We start from the raw sequence: 16,302 nt of genomic DNA, 5'->3' as shown, positions 1-16,302 counted from the left end.
GGGGAGATGGTCAGGGGCGAGAAGCGGGTGGGCGTTCGATCGCGATCATGGCGGCGTCGTCGCCCAGCCGGCCGCCGACGTGGTCCAGGAGATCACGCCGCAAAGCGCGCAGGAACGCGTCGGGGTCGCCGCCGCTCCAGCCGCTGATCCGCTCGGTGAGCGGGTAGAAGGCGCCACTGGAGTCGCGGGCCTCGAGGACCCCGTCCGTGTACAGCAGCAGGAGGTCCCCCGCCTCGAACGTGAAGGTGTCCACGTGGTAGGGGCCGTGGCCCAGCTCGCCCAGACCCAGTGGAGGCGCGGGCCGGCGGGCTTCGACGGTCGTGACACGGCCGTTGCGCAGCACGATCGGCGGTGGGTGGCCGCAGTCGATCATGTCTACCCTGTTGCCGTGGTCGGGGATCTCCAGGACGGCGGCGGTGATGAAGGTCTCGCCGGACCGGTCCGTCTCGCCGGGTTCGGCCAGGTCCCAGCACACGCTTCCGTCGAGATACGTCACCAGTTCGGGCAGCGTCGCCCGGCGGTGCGCGGCGGCCCGGAAGGCGCCGAGGAGGAGGGCGGCGTCACCGACGGCGGTCATTCCCTTGCCCCGCACGTCACCGACGATCAGCCGGGTGGTGGCAGAACTGGTACGCGCGGCCGCGTACAGGTCGCCGCCGATCTGCGCCTCGGCTTCGGCCGCGAGATAGCACGAGGCGACGCGCAGCGGTCCGATCTGCCTCGGCAGCGGCCGCAGGACGACACGCTGGGCCGTCTCGGACACGTACCGCACCTGCATCAGCTCTCTGGCTCGGCGCTCCCGGACCACGCAGAAGACGACGAGACTCGCCCCGACCAGGAGCAGGGCGGCTATCTGTGCCTGGCGGTTCGGGGTGAACAGATCGTCCGGGTCGCGCAGCACCGCGATGAGCACCTCTCCCCCCACCGCGAGCACGGCGACCAGCCCTGTGGTCCAGGGACCGGCGAACAGCGCGGTGATCGCCGGAGCCGCGACCAGCAGAGGACCGAGGTGGATGTCGGGCGGTGCCAGCAGGTCGATCACGACGATGGCCACCATCAGCCCGATCGGGACGGCCACCGTCGCACGACCGCCTGCTCGGCCCGACCGGCGGATTACTGGGAGGCGCGACACACCTCCTCTCTACACCTGCCACGCCCGGCGCGCAGCCCTGCGCAGCCGTGAGCAGGGCCGTGCCGTCCCGTGGTCCCGCCCGGACACAGCCGGCGTGCCCGGGCGGGACCCGTGGAGCTTCTTCTACGGCAGGTTCCATTTCTGGTTGGGGCCGGTATGGCAGGTCCACAGGTGGACCCTGGTGCCGTCGTTCCAGGTACCGCCCTCGGCGTCGAGGCACTTGCCCGACTGCGGGTTGCGCACCGACCCGTCCGGCTGCGCGGACCATGTCTGGGCGCCGGTCCCGTTGCAGGTCCACAGCTGGATCCTGGTGCCGTCGGCACTGCCGCCACCGCTCACGTCGAGGCACTTGCCCAGCGCGCGCACGGTGCCGTCACCGGGCACCGTCCACTGCTGCGCGCCGCTCCCGTTGCAGGTCCACAGCTGCACCTGCGTGCCGTCGGCCGTGGCACCGGCGGCGACGTCCAGGCACTTTCCGTTCACTCCCGTGAGCTCTCCGGTCCGGCCGTCGGTGTCCGAGGTGGCCAGGCGGATGTTGCGGAACGACACCTGGTCGCCGTCCCCGTGGTTCTGCAGGCCGATGTGGCCCTGGCGCAGACTGCGGGCGGGGTCGGTGTTGGTGAAGTCGTTGATCTTCCTGCCATTGAGGAAGACCTCCAGGCGCTCACCCGTCACCCGGATCTCATAGGTGTTCCATTCGCCCGGAGGGTTGAGGGCGGCGTCGCGGGCGGTGACGTCGGCGGACTGGAATCCGTACACCGCTCCGGTGGTCCGGTCGGCGGCGTCGGTGGCGTCGATCTGGATCTCGTAGCCGTTGTTCACCGCCGACCAGGGGTCGGAGGAGGCGGGGAAGCCGACGAAGACGCCGGAGTTGTCGTCGCCGTCCATCCGCCAGTCCAGCTTGAGCGAGTAGTCGCCGGTCACCTCCCGGGCCGAGTGCCACAGCATGCCCAGCCCGCCCTGAGAGGTGAGCGTGCCGTCGGCCAGCGAGAACGACCCGGGGCCCGCCTGCTCCCAGCCGGCCGTCCCGCTGCCGTCGAAGAGCGCGGTGTATCCGGTCTCCGGTCGGCAGTCGGCCTTGGTCGTCCCCGCCGCCCACCGGATTCCGCCCAGCAGATGCCGGCGGAACGCGGGCTCGGTGTACGACTCGTCGGTGTGGCCGCCGCCCGTGTAGAACGCCCGGCCTCCCTCGTAGTCCTTGCACCAGGCGATGGGGTGGTCGCCGGACATGTTGCCGCCCGTGTAACTGCCTTCGTCGAGCGAGGCGAGGACGTGCGCGGTCGTCCGTGGATTGGACCGGTAGTTGTACCACTCGTCGAACCGCTGCCACGCGCCGCCGAGGTGGGCGGTGGCGTCGTGTGCCCGGTCCTCGACGCGGACCGTCGCGGTCTGGTTGTGCGGATGCGAGTGGAACAGGGCCCCGGCCAGTCCGGCGTAGAACGGCCAGTCGTACTCGGTGTCCGCGGCGGCGTGGATGCCGACGTAGCCTCCGCCGCCGCGGATGTACTGCTCGAACGCCGTCTGCTGCGTCCCGTTCAGCACGTCCCCGGTGGTGGACAGGAACACCACTGCCCCGTACCTGCCGAGGTTGGCCGCGGTGAAGGCGGTCGCGTCCTCCGTGGCGTCCACGGTGAAGTTGTGCGCGGCTCCCAGTTCGCGCAGGGCCGCCAGCCCGTCGTCGATGGACGAGTGGCGGAAGCCGGCCGTCTTCGAGAAGGCGAGGACCCGGTACGCGGGGTCGGCGGCCGCCCGGGCGTCGGGAAGCGGTGCGGCAGCGCTGGAGGCCGTCCGCGGACCGGCGGAGGCCGAGTCCTGAGCGGCGGGGGCGGCCTCCCGATACGCGGACGCCGCGGTGGGCGCGGTGCCCGCGCACAGGAGCAGCCCGGCGAGCAGGGCTCCGGCGCGGGTGATGAGGTGTCGTCTCATGTCGGTGTCGCCTCCTTCCTGCTAGGGCAGGTTCCATTGCTGGTTGGGGCCGGTGTGGCAGGTCCACAGGTGGACCCTGGTGCCGTCGTTCCAGGTACCGCCCTCGGCGTCGAGGCACTTGCCCGACTGCGGGTTGCGCACCGACCCGTCCGCCTGCGCCGACCACGTCTGGGCGCCGCTTCCGTTACACGTCCACAGTTGCACCTTCGTGCCGTCGGCACTGCCGCCACCGCTCACGTCGAGGCACTTGCCCAGCGCGCGCAGGGTCCCGTCGCCCGGCACCGTCCAGCTCTGGGCGCCGGTTCCGTTGCAGGTCCACACCTGCACCTGTGTGCCGTCGGCCGTGGCGCCGGCGGCGACGTCCAGGCACTTTCCGTTCACCCCGGTGATCTCTCCGGTCCTGGGCCCGGCGCCCGAGGTGGTGAAGCGGAAGTCGTCGACGTCGAAGAGGGGACCGACGCCGCCCTTGAAGACCAGGTACAGGGTCGTGGTGCCCGCCGGCCGGTTCGTCAGGGCGGTGCCGACCTCCTCGAACGTCTCCCAGCCGCCGGTCACCGGCACGGTGGCCGTGCCCAGCAGCGTGCCGGTGGGTGAGCCGGCACGTATCTCGAGGGTGCCTCCGGCGCCGCCGGAGGAGACGCGCGCCGTGAAGCGGGTGGCATCGCCGAGGACGTAGGGCGTGAAGGAGATCCAGTCGCCGCTGTCGATGTACCCGACCGTCTTCCCGCCGTGGGCCGCCGCGTGGCTGACGACCTGCACGCCGGCAGAGTCCCCGTAGTGCTCGGCCTGACGGTGGGTGGGCTGGCTGATGTGCTGGTCGTGGGCGGTGAGGGCGGGCTGTCCGTTCGCGCCCTTGTCGGTGTACTCCGCGTCCCAGACCCCGAAGATGTTGGCATTCGGGTCGTGTTCGCCGTCCGCGATGGTCTGCACGGTCCCCGAGCAGCCGGTGGCGGACGTCTGCGGATGTCCGTGGCTGTCGTGACCGATGATGAAGGTCACGGTGACGCGCGAGCAGTCGATGGCGCCGTCCTCGGGATCGGTGACCGTGACGCGGAACGGCACGGCGGCGCCCGGGTCGATGATGCTGCCGTCCGCCGGGAGTTCGAGGCGCACGGTGGGTTCGGTGTTGCCGACGGTGATCTGCACGGATGCGATGGCCGTCCGGCCAGTGCCGTCCGAGACGGTCAGCTCGGCGGTGTACCGGCCGTTGGCCGTGTACGTGTGCGAGGGGTCGGCCGCCGTCGATGTCGTACCGTCGCCGAACTTCCAGGCGTAGGAGAGCGTGTCGCCGTCGGGGTCGGTGCTGCCTGCCGAAAAGAACGCCACGGCCAGCGGCGCCTGCCCGGACGTGCGGTCGGCCTTCGCCTGCGCGAGGGGTGCCCGGCCGCCGGTGACGTGCTCGATGCGGTACAGGGCCGAGTTGTGGTCACCGCTGAAGTAGCCGGTGCCGTAGTCGAGTACGTACAGGGCGCCGTCCGGGCCGAAGGCCATGTCCATCACCTGGGTGCCGTTCCAGGGGAAGGCGTTGATGGACTGGATGGTCCCGTCGGCGCTCTGCGCGATGCGGCGTATCCACTTGCGGCCGAACTCGCCGGCGAAGAAGTTGCCGTCGTAGCTCTGCGGGAACTTCACGGCGGAGGGTGAGGACGCGTCGTAGCGGTAGACCGGTCCGCCCATGGGCGACTCGGAGCCGCTGCCGAACTCGGGCACCGAACCGCCGTCGTACGGCAGCCAGGCCGGCTGGGCGGGCGGGAGGTCGGTCAGGCCGGTGTTGCGCGGGGAGGTGTTCTTCGGGGCCGAGCAGGAGAATTTCGGGCCTGACGTGCCGGCGGCGAAGTCGTAGTCGTTGTAGGCGTCGTTCGCGCCGGTGCAGTAGGGCCAGCCGTAGTTGCCCGCTCGGGTGATCCGGTTGAACTCGACCTGCCCGGCGGGGCCCCGATCGGGGGCCGCCGTGCCGGCGTCGGGGCCGTAGTCGCCGAGATGGACGGTTCCGGTCTCCTTGTCGACGCTCATGCGGAACGGGTTGCGGAAGCCCATCGCGTAGATCTCGGGCCGTGTCCTGGCGGTCCCCGGGGCGAAGAGGTTGCCAGGGGGGAGGGTGTACGAGCCGTCCGCGTGAACCTTGATCCTCAGCACCTTGCCCCGCAGATCGTTGGTGTTGGCGCTGGAACGCTGGGCGTCGTAGGCCGGGTTACGGGACGCCCGTTCGTCCAGCGGCGCGTAGCCGTCGGAGGCGAAGGGGTTCGTGTCGTCGCCCGTCGTCAGATAGAGGTTGCCCTGCGCGTCGAAGTCGATGTCGCCCCCGACGTGGCAGCAGATGCCACGGGACGCGGGCACGTCGAGGATCTTCTTCTCGCTGGCGGCGTTCAGCTTCCCGTCGGTGCCCAGAGTGAAGCGGGAGAGCCGGTTGACGCCGTCGAACGGGGCGAAGTCGGCGGCCGTGCCGTCGCCGGGGGCGTCGCCGCCCGGGGTGGAGAGCTTGGGGGCGTAGTAGAGGTAGACGTGCCGATTGGAGGTGAAGCCGGGGTCCACCCCGATCCCTTGGAGGCCCTCCTCGTCGTGGCTGTAGACGTCCAGCTTGCCCGACACCTGGGTGCTGCCCGCGGCGTCGGTGATCCGCAGGGTCCCGTCGCGCGACGTGTGCAGCACCGACCGGTCGGGCAGTACGGCCATCGTCATGGGCTCGCCGGTCTCGGCGACGCCCTTCGCGAGTGTGACCTGCTGGAACTCCTCGGCGGTCGGCTGGGCGGCAGGTGACGGGGGTGTCGTCGACGGGGTCGCGGCTGCTGGGGCGGTGGAGATGAGGAGTGCGGCGGAGAGCAGGGCGGCGAGGGCGCCGGCGGCTGTCCGACGGAATCCGCATAACTTTGGGCGCACAGATGTCTCCCGGAAGAGGTGGGGGGTGCCCGAGTGGCCCGGGAAGGGTCACGTCGTGGAACTCGCAGGCGTGCGCCGTCACGCCGACAGGTCGCTGGAAGTCGCCAACCAGGCTGACCCGTAAGCAAGTTAGCGGCCTTCCGGGGACTCCGTAAGCCCTTCGGCGGCGCATTCCCCGACTTCTTCCAGGACCAGGACAAAGGCGCTCACCGCTGTTGGGGGTCACGACCACCGGGCGATCGCCGCGGCCGGTGAACGCGCCGCGGCCGGCGCGGGCAGTGCCCGCGCCGGCCGCTTCCGGTCCGCCCGTCATGGAGTCATATGTCGCTCACGGCGTCATCTCATAGGCGCCGGACAGGTCCTCGACACGCTTCCACACGCGTGCCGACCGGCCCTCGTCGACGACGGAGCGCCGGACCGCGTCCAGGGCCCAGCGCTGCTGCTGTTCCGTGGCGGAGTCCTTGCCGTGCAGTTCGACGGCGTGCGCGGAGAAGTCCCGGATCAGGACGGCGAACAGTTCGTCCAGCACGTCTTCGTCCGCGCTCGTCAACCCGGCCTGCTCCAGGATCAGCTGGCCGTGCACGACCAGCGAGAACAGCTGCCCCACGGCGAGCAACAGGTCGAGGTCGCGGCTCTGCTCCTCGTCGGGCGCGGCGGTGGCGACGAACTCGCACAGCGCCTGGGCCTGCTCCCGGAAGCGGGCGACGTTGGGCAGGTGGGCGTAGGCGTCGAAGGCGGGACGCCAGTCGTGGAAACGGACGGAGCCGAGGCCACGGGCCGGTCCCTGCCGGAAGAGGAAGACGTCGTCGGCGGCGTCGAGCCGGGTGGGCACGGGCGCGTACTCGGCCGGGTTCAGCAGATGGTTGCGCATGAACTTGAGGATCAGCGCGAGATTGACGTGGACCGTTCCCTCCAGCTTCGGCAGCCCCCGGATCTCGACGGCGGCCTGGGCGAAGTACGTGTCCTTCTCGAAGCCCTTGGCGGCGATGACGTCCCAGAGCAGGTCGATGACCTTCTCGCCCTCCGTGGTCACCTTCATCTTCGTCATCGGGTTGAACAGCAGGTAGCGGCGGTCGTCGGGGCCCGCGGAGCGGAAGTAGTCGACGGCGCGGTCGCTGAACAGCTTCATCCCGACCAGCCGGACGTACGCGTCGGTCAGCTCGCGCCGCACGTGCGGGAAGGCCGTGACAGGCCGGCCGTAGAGGATCCGGTTGTGGGCGTGGGTGACCGCCTCGTACATCGCGTGCTCGCAGATGCCGATGGAGGCGGTGCACAGGTTGAACTTGCCGACGTTGACGGTGTTGAGCGCGGCGTCGAAGGCGGCACGGCCGGTGTGCAGCACGTCCTGGGGGCCGACGGGGTAGTCGTCCAGCCGGAACTCGCTGACGTACTTCGAGGAGTCGACCACGTTCTGCACGACGTGGTAGGCCGGGTGACGGCTGTCCGCGGCGAAGAAGACATAGCCGTCGGGGCCCTCGACGTCGGTGCGGCGGCCGAAGACGGAGACCAGACCGGCGGCGTTGCCGTTGCCGATGTAGTACTTCGATCCGCGGGCCCGGAAGCCGCCCTCACCGTCGGGCTCCAGCAGCATGTCGGTGGAGTAGATGTCGGCGCCGTGGGCCTTCTCCGACAGGCCGAAGGCGAACACCTCGCCCTGGTCGAGCAGTTCGGCGGCACGGGTCCTGGCTGCGGCGTTGTCGCTCTGCCAGACCGGGCCGAGGCCGAGGACGGTGACCTGCCAGGCGTACCAGTAGTCGAGCCCGTAGAAGCCGAAGATCTCGTTGAGGGCGGCGATCCGTGCCGTGTCCCACCGCTTGTCCTGCCCGTTGCCGGCCTCGGACTCTGGGGTGAGGAAGGTCGCGAACAGCCTCTCCTGCGCGGCGAATGCAAGGAAGTCCGCGAGCCAGGCGCGGGTGCGGTAGTCCTCGATCAGCCTGCGCTTCCCGCGGGCCTCGAACCAGTCGACGGTGGCACGCAGCAGCCTGCGGGTCTCCGGGTCGAAATGGGCCGGGTCGTACGTGCGGGGATTGAACAGCAGCGGGTCAGCCATGGGAGTTGCCTTTCCGGCTCGAGGTCGTAGGGGGCGCAATGACATGTGGACCGGCGCAGCGGAGGACCGTGCCGGGGCAGGAGAGCAGGAACGGACTGCCGCGCGGCAGCGCGTCACCGGCCGGGACCGAGGCGATGAAGGGTGTCGAGTACGTCGTCGAGCCAGGCGATCATCATCCGCTCGTACGCGATCCCGCCGCGGAGGACCGCGTGCTGCAGCTCCCGCCCGGCATCGGGGCGGACGCCGTCGCAGGGCGGGGCGTCGACTGCGCCGAAGTCCCGCCGCTCGCCCGCGAGGTAGTGCTCGAGCTGGTCCCTGTGCATGCGCTGGTGCCGCCGGACCTCGCCGATCAGGGCGCGCGGATCGTCGAAGGCCGCGCCGCGGATCTTCACGGCCAGCTCGTGCCGGACGCTTTCCGGCTGGATCGGCTCATGGAGCCACTCGCCGAGGGCGGTGCGGCCGTACCCCGAGACCGAGTACTCCTTCTTGTCCGGCCGGCCCTGCTGCGGCACTTCCCGCACATCGATCCAGCCGTCGGCCTCCATGCGCTTGAGGACGCGGTAGATCTGCTGGTGGGTGGCGGTCCAGAAGTAGCCGATGGACCGCTCGAACCGCCGGGCCAGCTCGTACCCGGAGCCCGGCTTCTCCAGCAGGGAGACGAGGATCGCGTGTTCGAGCGCCATACTGCGATCCTGCTATGCAACTTGTTGCATAGGCAAGCGGGCCCGCGCGTGATGCCGCGCACATGGCGGCGAGGACGGCCGAGGTGCGTGTTAACGTCCGCGCGTGACATTTCCGGCCGTGGACGCGGGGACCCCGGGGACCGCGGTGGCGGAGCCCGGGGCGGCCGACGTGCCCGGTCAGGGGGCCGCGGCGCGGCTCGCGGGCGCTCCCGCGCCGGGTGACGGGTTCGACCTGTTCGGCGAGGACTTCGTACGCGACCCCTACCCCTGGCTGGACGTCCTGCGCGCCGAGGCGCCCGTGCACCGCGACGAGGCGACGGGGCTGTGGCTGGTCAGCCGCCATCGGGACGTACGGCAGGTGCTCTCCGAAGCGTCCGTCTACCTGCCGGACAACGCCCAGCACGCGGTCGCCCCACTGCCCGTGGCCGTGCTGCGGACACTCGCGAGGGCCGGTTTCACCCTGCCGCCCGCACTGGCCAACAACGGCACCGCCGGCCATGCCGGGCTGCGCCGGCTGGTCAACCGGTTCTTCAACGCCCGGCGGGTCGCGGCCGCCGTTCCCGTGATCGAGCGCTGCGCAGAGGAGCTGCTGGACGCGGCGCGGACCGGGGCAGGCGCGGGCGGGCGCGTCGACCTGTTCTCCTCCTACGCCCAGGTCCTGCCGTGCCGGGTGCTGATGGAGCTCCTCGGTATCCGGGGGGTCACGCCGGAGACGCTGATCCGCTGGAGCGACGCGTCCCTGGAGTTGTTCTGGGGCAGGCCCTCGGCGGAGCGGCAGCTCGAACTCGCCTCCCTCGTCGGCGAGTTCCACCGGTGGCTCACCGAGACCGTGCGCAGTGCCAGGACGTCGCCCGACTCCTTCGTCGGAGCGCTGACCCGTCACCGCCTGCCCGGCGGAGAACCGCTGGACACGGCGACCGCGGTCAGCGCCTGTTTCTTCATCTTCATCGCCGGGCAGTCCACGACCGGTCAGCTGATCGCCACCGTGCTGCGCCGGGCGCTCGGCGAGCAGGGCCTGTGGCCGCGCCTTGTGCCGGAAGCCGGCCTGGCCGAGGCATGGGTGGAGGAGGTCCTGCGGCGTGAGCCGCCGGTGACCACCTGGCGCCGGGTCACCGCACGGCCGGTCGAACTGGCGGGTACGCGACTCCCGGCGGGCGCACAGCTGCTCCTGATGCTGATGGGCACCGGTTCCGACCCGGACGTGTTCGCGGAGCCCGAGCGGATGTGCCCGCACCGGGCGAACGTCCGGCACCATCTGGCGTTCGGCGCGGGACGCCACCGCTGTCCGGGAGCGTCCCTGGCGCGCACGGAGGCGGCGATCGCCCTGCGGGCGGTGGCACGCCGGCTGCCGGACATCCGGCTCGCCCCGGACGGCGACGCACGGCCGCCGATGCTCGGCCTGTTGTCCTTCCGGGCGCCCCTGGAGGTCTTGGTGGAGCGGCAGCCCTGCCGTTGACACCGTGAGCGGAGCGGCAGCCGGTCGTTGACACCGCCGGCCGAGCGGCGGCTCAGCTCCGGCTCAGCGCGACGTGCCCAGCTTCCTCCTGGGAGCCTGCGCGACGGTCGCCCGCTCCTTCTCCTGCGCGCCCTCGGCCCAGAGCGAGCGCACATGTCCCAGGTGGCGGGTCATGCACTTCTCGGCACCCTTCGCGTCACCGGCCACCATCAGGTCGAGCAGCTCGAGGTGCTCCTCCGCGGACGGGATGAGCTGGTCGCGCTCGTCCAGCGTGGTCAGTCCGTACAGCCGCGAGCGCTTGCGCAGATCGCCGACGGTCTCGACGAGCCGGTCGTTGCCGGCGAGCGCGAGCAGGGAGAGATGGAACTGCCGGTCGGCCTCGAGGTACCCGATGAGGTCGTGTTCGCGCGCGGCGCGCACGATCTCATCGGCCACCGGCCGCAGTGCCTCCAGGTCCTCGACCGCGGCACTGCGGGTGATCCGGCCGATCATGGGGACCTCGATCAGGATGCGGATCTCGGTGTACTGATCGAGATCGCGTTCGTTGACCTCGGTGACGCGGAAGCCCTTGTTGCGGACCGGCTCGACGAGGCCCTCCCGGGCCAGGTCGAGCATCGCCTCGCGCACCGGTGTCGCGGAGATCCCGAAGTCCTCGGCGAGGCCGGGCGCCGAGTAGACCTCGCCGGGGCGCAGTTCGCCGGAGATGAGCGCGGCGCGCAGGGCGTGGGCGACCTGGTCCCGCAGCCGCTCCCTGGCGGTGATGAGGTTGCGCTGCTTCAGGTGGCCCATGGTCGTGGTGTTCCCTTCGCCCTGTGCTGCCGGCCATCGGCGGCTGCCTCGTGGCCGAGAGGATCACCAGCGTACAATGTCACGTTGTTTTTGCCGCCGGCCGCAGGTGGGGCGGGCCCGGGGCGTGGTCACAGGAGGAAGCCTCCGGGGAACGGGTCGTCCGGGTCGAGGAAGTACTGGGCGGTGCCGGTGATCCAGGCGCGTCCGGTGATGCGGGGGACGACGGCGGGCACCCCGCCGACCTCGGTCTCCGCCACGAGACGGCCGGTGAACTCGGTGCCGATGAACGACTCGTTGACGAAGTCGCGGTGCAGCGGCAGGGCGCCGCGGGCGTGCAGCTGCGCCATCCGCGCCGAGGTGCCGGTGCCGCACGGCGAACGGTCGAACCAGCCCGGGTGGATGGCCATGGCGTGGCGTGAGCGGTGCGCGTCCGAGCCGGGGGCGGCGAGATACACATGCTTGACGCCCGCGATCTCGGGCTGCTCCGGGTGGACGGGGCGGTCCGGGGACGCGTTGATCGCCTCCATGACGGCGAGCCCGGCGGCGAGCAGTTCGTCCTTGCGGGACCGGTCGAACGGCAGCCCCAGCGCGTCGAGTTCGACGAAGGCGTAGAAGTTCCCGCCGAAGGCCAGGTCGTACGTCACCGTCCCGTGGCCCGGCACCTCCACCTTGCGGTCCAGGCCCGCGCAGAACGCGGGGACGTTGGTGAGTGTGACCGCCCTGGCCGCGCCGTCCTCGACCTGTACGTCGACGGCGACCGGCCCGGCGGGGGTGTCGAGGCGGACGGTGGTGACCGGTTCGGTGACCGGGACCATGCCGGTCTCGACGAGGACGGTGGCCACGCCGATGGTGCCGTGCCCGCACATCGGCAGCACGCCGGAGACCTCGATGTACAGCACTCCGTAGTCGGTGTCCGGGCGGGTCGGCGGCTGGAGGATCGCGCCGCTCATCGAGGCGTGGCCGCGCGGCTCGTACATCAGGAGCGTACGAAGATGGTCCAGATGCTCGATGAAGTGGAGCCTGCGCTCGGCCATCGTGGCGCCGGGAATCACCCCGACGCCCGCGGTGATCACACGCGTGGGCATGCCCTCGGTGTGCGAGTCGACAGCGTGGAAGACATGACGGGTCCGCACGAACGTCCCTTCCTGCGAGGCGGATCGGGGTCAGTGGTGACCGTCGGCGACGGCCTTCTCGGTGGCCGCGCGCACGGTGGCCGCGTCCTCGGCGGACAGCGGCGTGCGCGGTGGGCGCGTGGGACCGCCGCGGTGGCCGACGATGTCCATGGACGCCTTGATCGCCTGCACGAACTCGGTCCTGGAGTCCCAGCGCAGCAGCGAGTGCAGTGACTTGTACAGGGGCAGTGCGGTGTCGAGGTCCCCGGCGACGGCGGCGTGGTAGAGCTCGGCGCAAGTGGCGGGGAACGCGTTGGGGTATCCGGCGATCCAGCCTACGGCGCCCGCGAGGGCGAGCTCCAGCAGTACGTCGTCCGCGCCGATCAACAGATCAAGGTCCGGGGCGAGTTCACCGATCTCGTACGCCCTGCGTACGTCGCCGCTGAACTCCTTGACGGCGACGATGCCGCCGTCGCCGTGCAGCCGGGCGAGCAGGGCGGGGGTGAGGTCGACCTTGGTGTCGACGGGGTTGTTGTAGGCCACCACCGGCAGTCCCGCGCGGGCCACCTCCGCGTAGTGGGCACGTACCGCCGTCTCGTCGGCGCGATAGGCGTTCGGCGGCAGCAGCAGGACGCTTCCGCAGCCCGCCTCCGCGGCCTGTTCCGCCCAGCGGCGGGACTCCGTGCTGCCGTAGGCGGCGACCCCGGGCATCACGCGCGCGCCGTCGCCCGCGGCTTCGACGGCGGTGCGGACCACGCGGGCGCGTTCGTCGTCGGTGAGGGTCTGGTACTCGCCGAGGGACCCGTTGGGCACGACACCGTCGCAGCCCTGTTCGACGAGCCTGCGGACGTGGGCGGCATAGGCGTCGAGGTCGACGGAGAGGTCGTCGCGCAGAGGAAGCGCGGTGGCGACCATGATGCCGCGCCAGGGGCGGTCGGCGGTCCAGGCGGTGGTCATGGTGGTGGTTGTGCCGTCGGTGGTGGCGGCTGTGGTGGCGGTCATGCGGCAACCTCCTTCAGAGGGTGTGTCATTCATCGAGCGGTGTACGACACCCACGGGGCGCGCCGCTCTCATTCGCCGGGCCGGGCGGCGTCGTCCGGGCGGGCGGTGTCGGGCTGTTCGGCGGGGACGGCGGGCGGGGCTTCCGGCGGGCCCGGATCGACGGAGCCGAGCACGCCCAGGGGTACGGGTCCCGCGAGGGGTCTCCGGTCGGGGGACGGCGGCACGGTCGAGGTGCCCTCGCCCGCCGCGAGGCAGGCCACGGCCGCCCCGCACACCCGGCCCTGGCACCAGCCCATGCCCGCGCGGGTGAGGAGCTTGACCGTGCGGGCGTCACGGGCGCCGTAGGCGTCGACCGCCTCACGGACGGCGCCTGCCGGCACCTCCTCGCAGCGGCACACCTCCGTCGCGTCGTCGAGCCACGCGGTCCAGCCCGGTCCCGGCGCGTGCACGGCGGCCATGACGCCGGCGAAGGCGCGCATGCGCTCGCGCCGCCGCTGAAGCTCCCGAACCCGCCCGTCGCGGGCCGGTTCCGGCCGGCCCCGTACCCGGGCGGCCACGGCGATGGCCGCGAGCTCGCCCTCCACGCGGGCGAGTTGGGCTCCGCCGATTCCTCCGGTCTCCCCCGCCGCCCACAGGCCGGGCACCGACGTCTGCTGCAGTGCGTCCAGTGCGAGGGCGTACGTCCCGTCCGGCGTACGCCGTGTCGCGCACCCGAGGCTCGTGGCGAGCTCGGTCTGGGGGACGAGTCCGTGACCCACCGCGAGGGCGTCGCAGGCGATCCGGCGGCCCGTCCCCCGCACGGGCCGCCAGTCGCGGTCGAGCCGGGAGACGGTGACCGCCTCCACCCGGTCGGTGCCGTGGACCTCGGTCACGGCACTGCGGACGCGCAGGCGCACACCGTGCCGCAGCAGCGCCGCACCGTGGAGCAGGGCCTCGGCCGGCTTCTGCGGGTTGGCTGCGAGGACGCGCGGGCGGCGTGCGTACCCGAGATAGCCGGACGCCTCCACCACCGCGGGAACGCTCGCCCCCGCGGCGGCGAGCGAGGCGGCGACGGCGAGCAGCAGCGGGCCGCTGCCCGCCACGACGACGCGCCTGCCGGGCAGGACGAGCCTCAGCATGGCCTGTGCCCCCGCGGCGCCCACGACTCCCGGCAGTGTCCAGCCGGGAAACGGCAGTTGGCGTTCGTAAGCGCCGGTCGCGAGCAGGACCGCGCGTGCCCGTACGCGTACCGGGCGCTCGCCGTCGCCGTCCGCGCCGGTGACGGCGTGCACCGTCCACCGCGCGTCCGCCTCGCCGGCCTCCTGCGCGTCCACGGACGTGGGGTACGTGCCGTCCGCGGCCTCGGGGGCGTCGTTCCGCTCCACGGTCCAGACGTGGTGCCCGGCGAGGTGAACGACGTCGCTCGCCTCGAGGCGGCAGCGCAGACCGGCGAAGGCGGACCAGTCGTGGTGCAGGGCCTCGGGGCGCACCGCGCCGACGGCGGGAGCGGGGTGGCGGTAGAACTGGCCGCCGATCCGGCCCGCCGTGTCCAGGAGGGCCACCGAGAGCCCCTGTTCGGATGCGGTGACGGCGCCCGCGAGGCCCGCGCAGCCCGCGCCGATCACCGCGAGGTCGTAGGGCTCGTCGACGCCCCGGTCAGACGGCGAGTCCGGCATGACCGTGTCCTTCCTGCGTGGTGATCGTGTCGCCGGGGCCGGCGGGCACCAGACAGGCCCGCCTGTTGGGCCGCCCGTTGATCGTGGCGAGGCAGTCGTAGCAGTGGCCGATGCCGCAGAAGGCTCCGCGCGGACGGCCGTCCCGGCGCGTGGTGCGCCAGGCGACGACATCGGCCGACCAGAGTGCGGCGGCGACGGACTGCCCGGGCAGCGCCGTGATCGGGCGCCCGTCGAAGGTGATCTCGAACGGGGGTCGTCCGGGTGCCGCGCCGACGAGTCCGGCGGGGCTGCGGTCACGCGCCATGGCGCGCCTCCTTCCAGGGGGTCCGGGGCGCGGCCGTGTCGAAGCGGTCCGGCCGGAACGGCTCGATGTCCATGGGGAGTTCCGTCCCGGACAGCATCCGGGCGACGATCATTCCCGTGGCCGGGGCGAGTCCTATCCCCGCTCCTTCGTGCCCGCAGGCGTGCACCAGGCCAGGGACACGCGGGTCGGGTCCGATCGCGGGCAGATGGTCGGGGAGGTGCGGGCGGAATCCGGCGTACGTCCGTATCGCCCGCACCCCGGCGAGCACCGGGAACAGACGGGTGGCCCGGCCGGCGAGGCGGCGCAGCGCCTCCACGGACAGGGTGCGGTCGAAGCCGACCCGTTCCCGGCTCGCGCCGATCAGGACCGGTCCCGCCGGGGTGCCCTCGACGACGGCGGAGTCTGGAGCGCCGCCGAGCCGCTGGCGACATCGGCGACGTAGCCGGCCGTGTAGACCTTGTGCCGCACAACGCGCGGCAGCGGCTCGGTGACCAGGACGAAGTCCCGGCGGGGAAGCACCGGCAGGTCCACCCCGGCGAGCCGGGGCAGCCGGCCGCCCCAGGTCCCGGCGGCGTTCACCACGCAGGGTGCGTGCAGATCGCCGTTCGCCGTGCGTACTCCCCGCACCTCGCCGCGTCCCCTGCAGAACGCCGGTGACCTCTTCACCCAGGCGCAGGAGGATCCGGCCGGAGCCCTGCCCGTCCACGGCCCGCAGCAGATGTGCCGCTGCGAGGGCGGGCTGCACCTGGGCGTCCTGCGGGTAGTGGAAGCCGCCCGCCAGGTCCGGGGCCAGGTGGGACTCCAGGTCGCGGAGCCCGTCACTCATCACCTGCCGGACGTCCACGCCCGCCTTTTCCTGCCGGGCGGCCAGGTCCCGCAGGGCCGCCAAGGATTCGTCGTCGGAGGCGACGACCAGACCGCCCTTCGCCTCGTACTCGATGCGGGGTGGCAGCACGCCGGACAGTTCGCGCCACAATCGGGTGGACAGCAGGGTCAGTTCGAGCTCGGGGCCCGGCTCCTTGTCGGAGACCAGCAGGTTGCCCTCGCCGGCTCCGGTGGTCCCGCCGACGACGGGACCACGGTCGATCACGATGACGGTCAGGCCGGAGCGGGCCGTGTAGTAGGCGCAGGCGGCGCCGACCACACCCGCTCCGACGACGATGAGATCCGGCGAGTTCCTCGTGGACACGTCAGTAATATTTCACATTGCACCGCGTCTGCCAAGAGAACGGCACGAGGCGATACCCCAAGCAGTCGAGTACCGGGGCTTGATGAGTACCCCTCAGCCCACACCTGCAAATCCGCAGCGCACGCCTCTT

The 16,302-nt window shown here is 71.9% G+C and carries 11 protein-coding genes and 1 pseudogene; 1 reads left to right on the top strand and 11 read right to left on the bottom strand.

What is annotated here, in order from left to right:
* Positions 1-10: 10 nt before the first annotated feature.
* The 5 genes from OGH68_RS35150 to OGH68_RS35130 form a co-directional block, all read right to left on the bottom strand.
* Positions 11-1,054, bottom strand: coding sequence for a PP2C family protein-serine/threonine phosphatase (locus tag OGH68_RS35150; RefSeq protein WP_264250440.1), 1,044 nt, complete (start codon positions 1,052-1,054; stop codon positions 11-13).
* 198 nt (positions 1,055-1,252) lie between these two features.
* Positions 1,253-3,055, bottom strand: a complete 1,803-nt coding sequence (locus OGH68_RS35145) for a ThuA domain-containing protein (RefSeq protein WP_264249620.1) — start codon at positions 3,053-3,055, stop codon at positions 1,253-1,255.
* A gap of 21 nt (positions 3,056-3,076) precedes the next feature.
* Entirely contained in the window at positions 3,077-5,932 is a 2,856-nt protein-coding gene (locus tag OGH68_RS35140) for a PQQ-dependent sugar dehydrogenase (RefSeq protein WP_264249618.1), read from the bottom strand.
* A 328-nt stretch (positions 5,933-6,260) separates the two neighbouring features.
* On the bottom strand, positions 6,261-7,982 hold the full coding sequence (locus tag OGH68_RS35135) for an acyl-CoA dehydrogenase family protein (RefSeq protein ID WP_264249617.1): 1,722 nt from the start codon (positions 7,980-7,982) through the stop codon (positions 6,261-6,263).
* A gap of 113 nt (positions 7,983-8,095) precedes the next feature.
* Positions 8,096-8,665, bottom strand: coding sequence for a PadR family transcriptional regulator (locus tag OGH68_RS35130; protein ID WP_264249615.1), 570 nt, complete (start codon positions 8,663-8,665; stop codon positions 8,096-8,098).
* Between the two features lie 103 nt (positions 8,666-8,768).
* On the opposite strand from OGH68_RS35130, the gene OGH68_RS35125 reads away from it, so the two are divergent.
* A complete protein-coding gene (locus OGH68_RS35125) occupies positions 8,769-10,121 on the top strand; it encodes a cytochrome P450 (protein WP_264249614.1) in 1,353 nt (450 codons plus the stop codon).
* Positions 10,122-10,184: 63 nt separating this feature from the next.
* On the opposite strand, the gene OGH68_RS35120 is transcribed toward OGH68_RS35125, so the two are convergent.
* The 6 genes and pseudogenes from OGH68_RS35120 to OGH68_RS35095 form a co-directional block, all read right to left on the bottom strand.
* Positions 10,185-10,910 (bottom strand): GntR family transcriptional regulator, encoded by a 726-nt coding sequence (locus tag OGH68_RS35120; protein WP_264249612.1) that lies wholly within the window; start codon positions 10,908-10,910, stop codon positions 10,185-10,187.
* Positions 10,911-11,038: 128 nt separating this feature from the next.
* The gene (locus OGH68_RS35115; protein WP_264249610.1) at positions 11,039-12,043 is read right to left on the bottom strand and encodes a proline racemase family protein; all 1,005 of its coding nucleotides are present in this window, start codon (positions 12,041-12,043) and stop codon (positions 11,039-11,041) included.
* 30 nt (positions 12,044-12,073) lie between these two features.
* Positions 12,074-12,979 (bottom strand): dihydrodipicolinate synthase family protein, encoded by a 906-nt coding sequence (locus OGH68_RS35110; protein ID WP_264250439.1) that lies wholly within the window; start codon positions 12,977-12,979, stop codon positions 12,074-12,076.
* A gap of 113 nt (positions 12,980-13,092) precedes the next feature.
* Positions 13,093-14,679, bottom strand: a complete 1,587-nt coding sequence (locus tag OGH68_RS35105; RefSeq protein WP_264249608.1) for an NAD(P)/FAD-dependent oxidoreductase — start codon at positions 14,677-14,679, stop codon at positions 13,093-13,095.
* Entirely contained in the window at positions 14,660-14,983 is a 324-nt protein-coding gene (locus OGH68_RS35100) for a (2Fe-2S)-binding protein (RefSeq protein WP_264249607.1), read from the bottom strand. The genes OGH68_RS35105 and OGH68_RS35100 overlap by 20 nt, the downstream gene beginning before the upstream one ends.
* Positions 14,973-16,172, bottom strand: a pseudogene (locus OGH68_RS35095) (NAD(P)/FAD-dependent oxidoreductase). Before OGH68_RS35095 ends, OGH68_RS35100 begins: the two are co-directional and overlap by 11 nt.
* Positions 16,173-16,302 lie beyond the last annotated feature (130 nt).

Source organism: Streptomyces peucetius, assembly GCF_025854275.1.
Taxonomy (GTDB): domain Bacteria; phylum Actinomycetota; class Actinomycetes; order Streptomycetales; family Streptomycetaceae; genus Streptomyces; species Streptomyces peucetius_A.
This window is presented reverse-complemented; position numbering and strand designations above follow the sequence as displayed.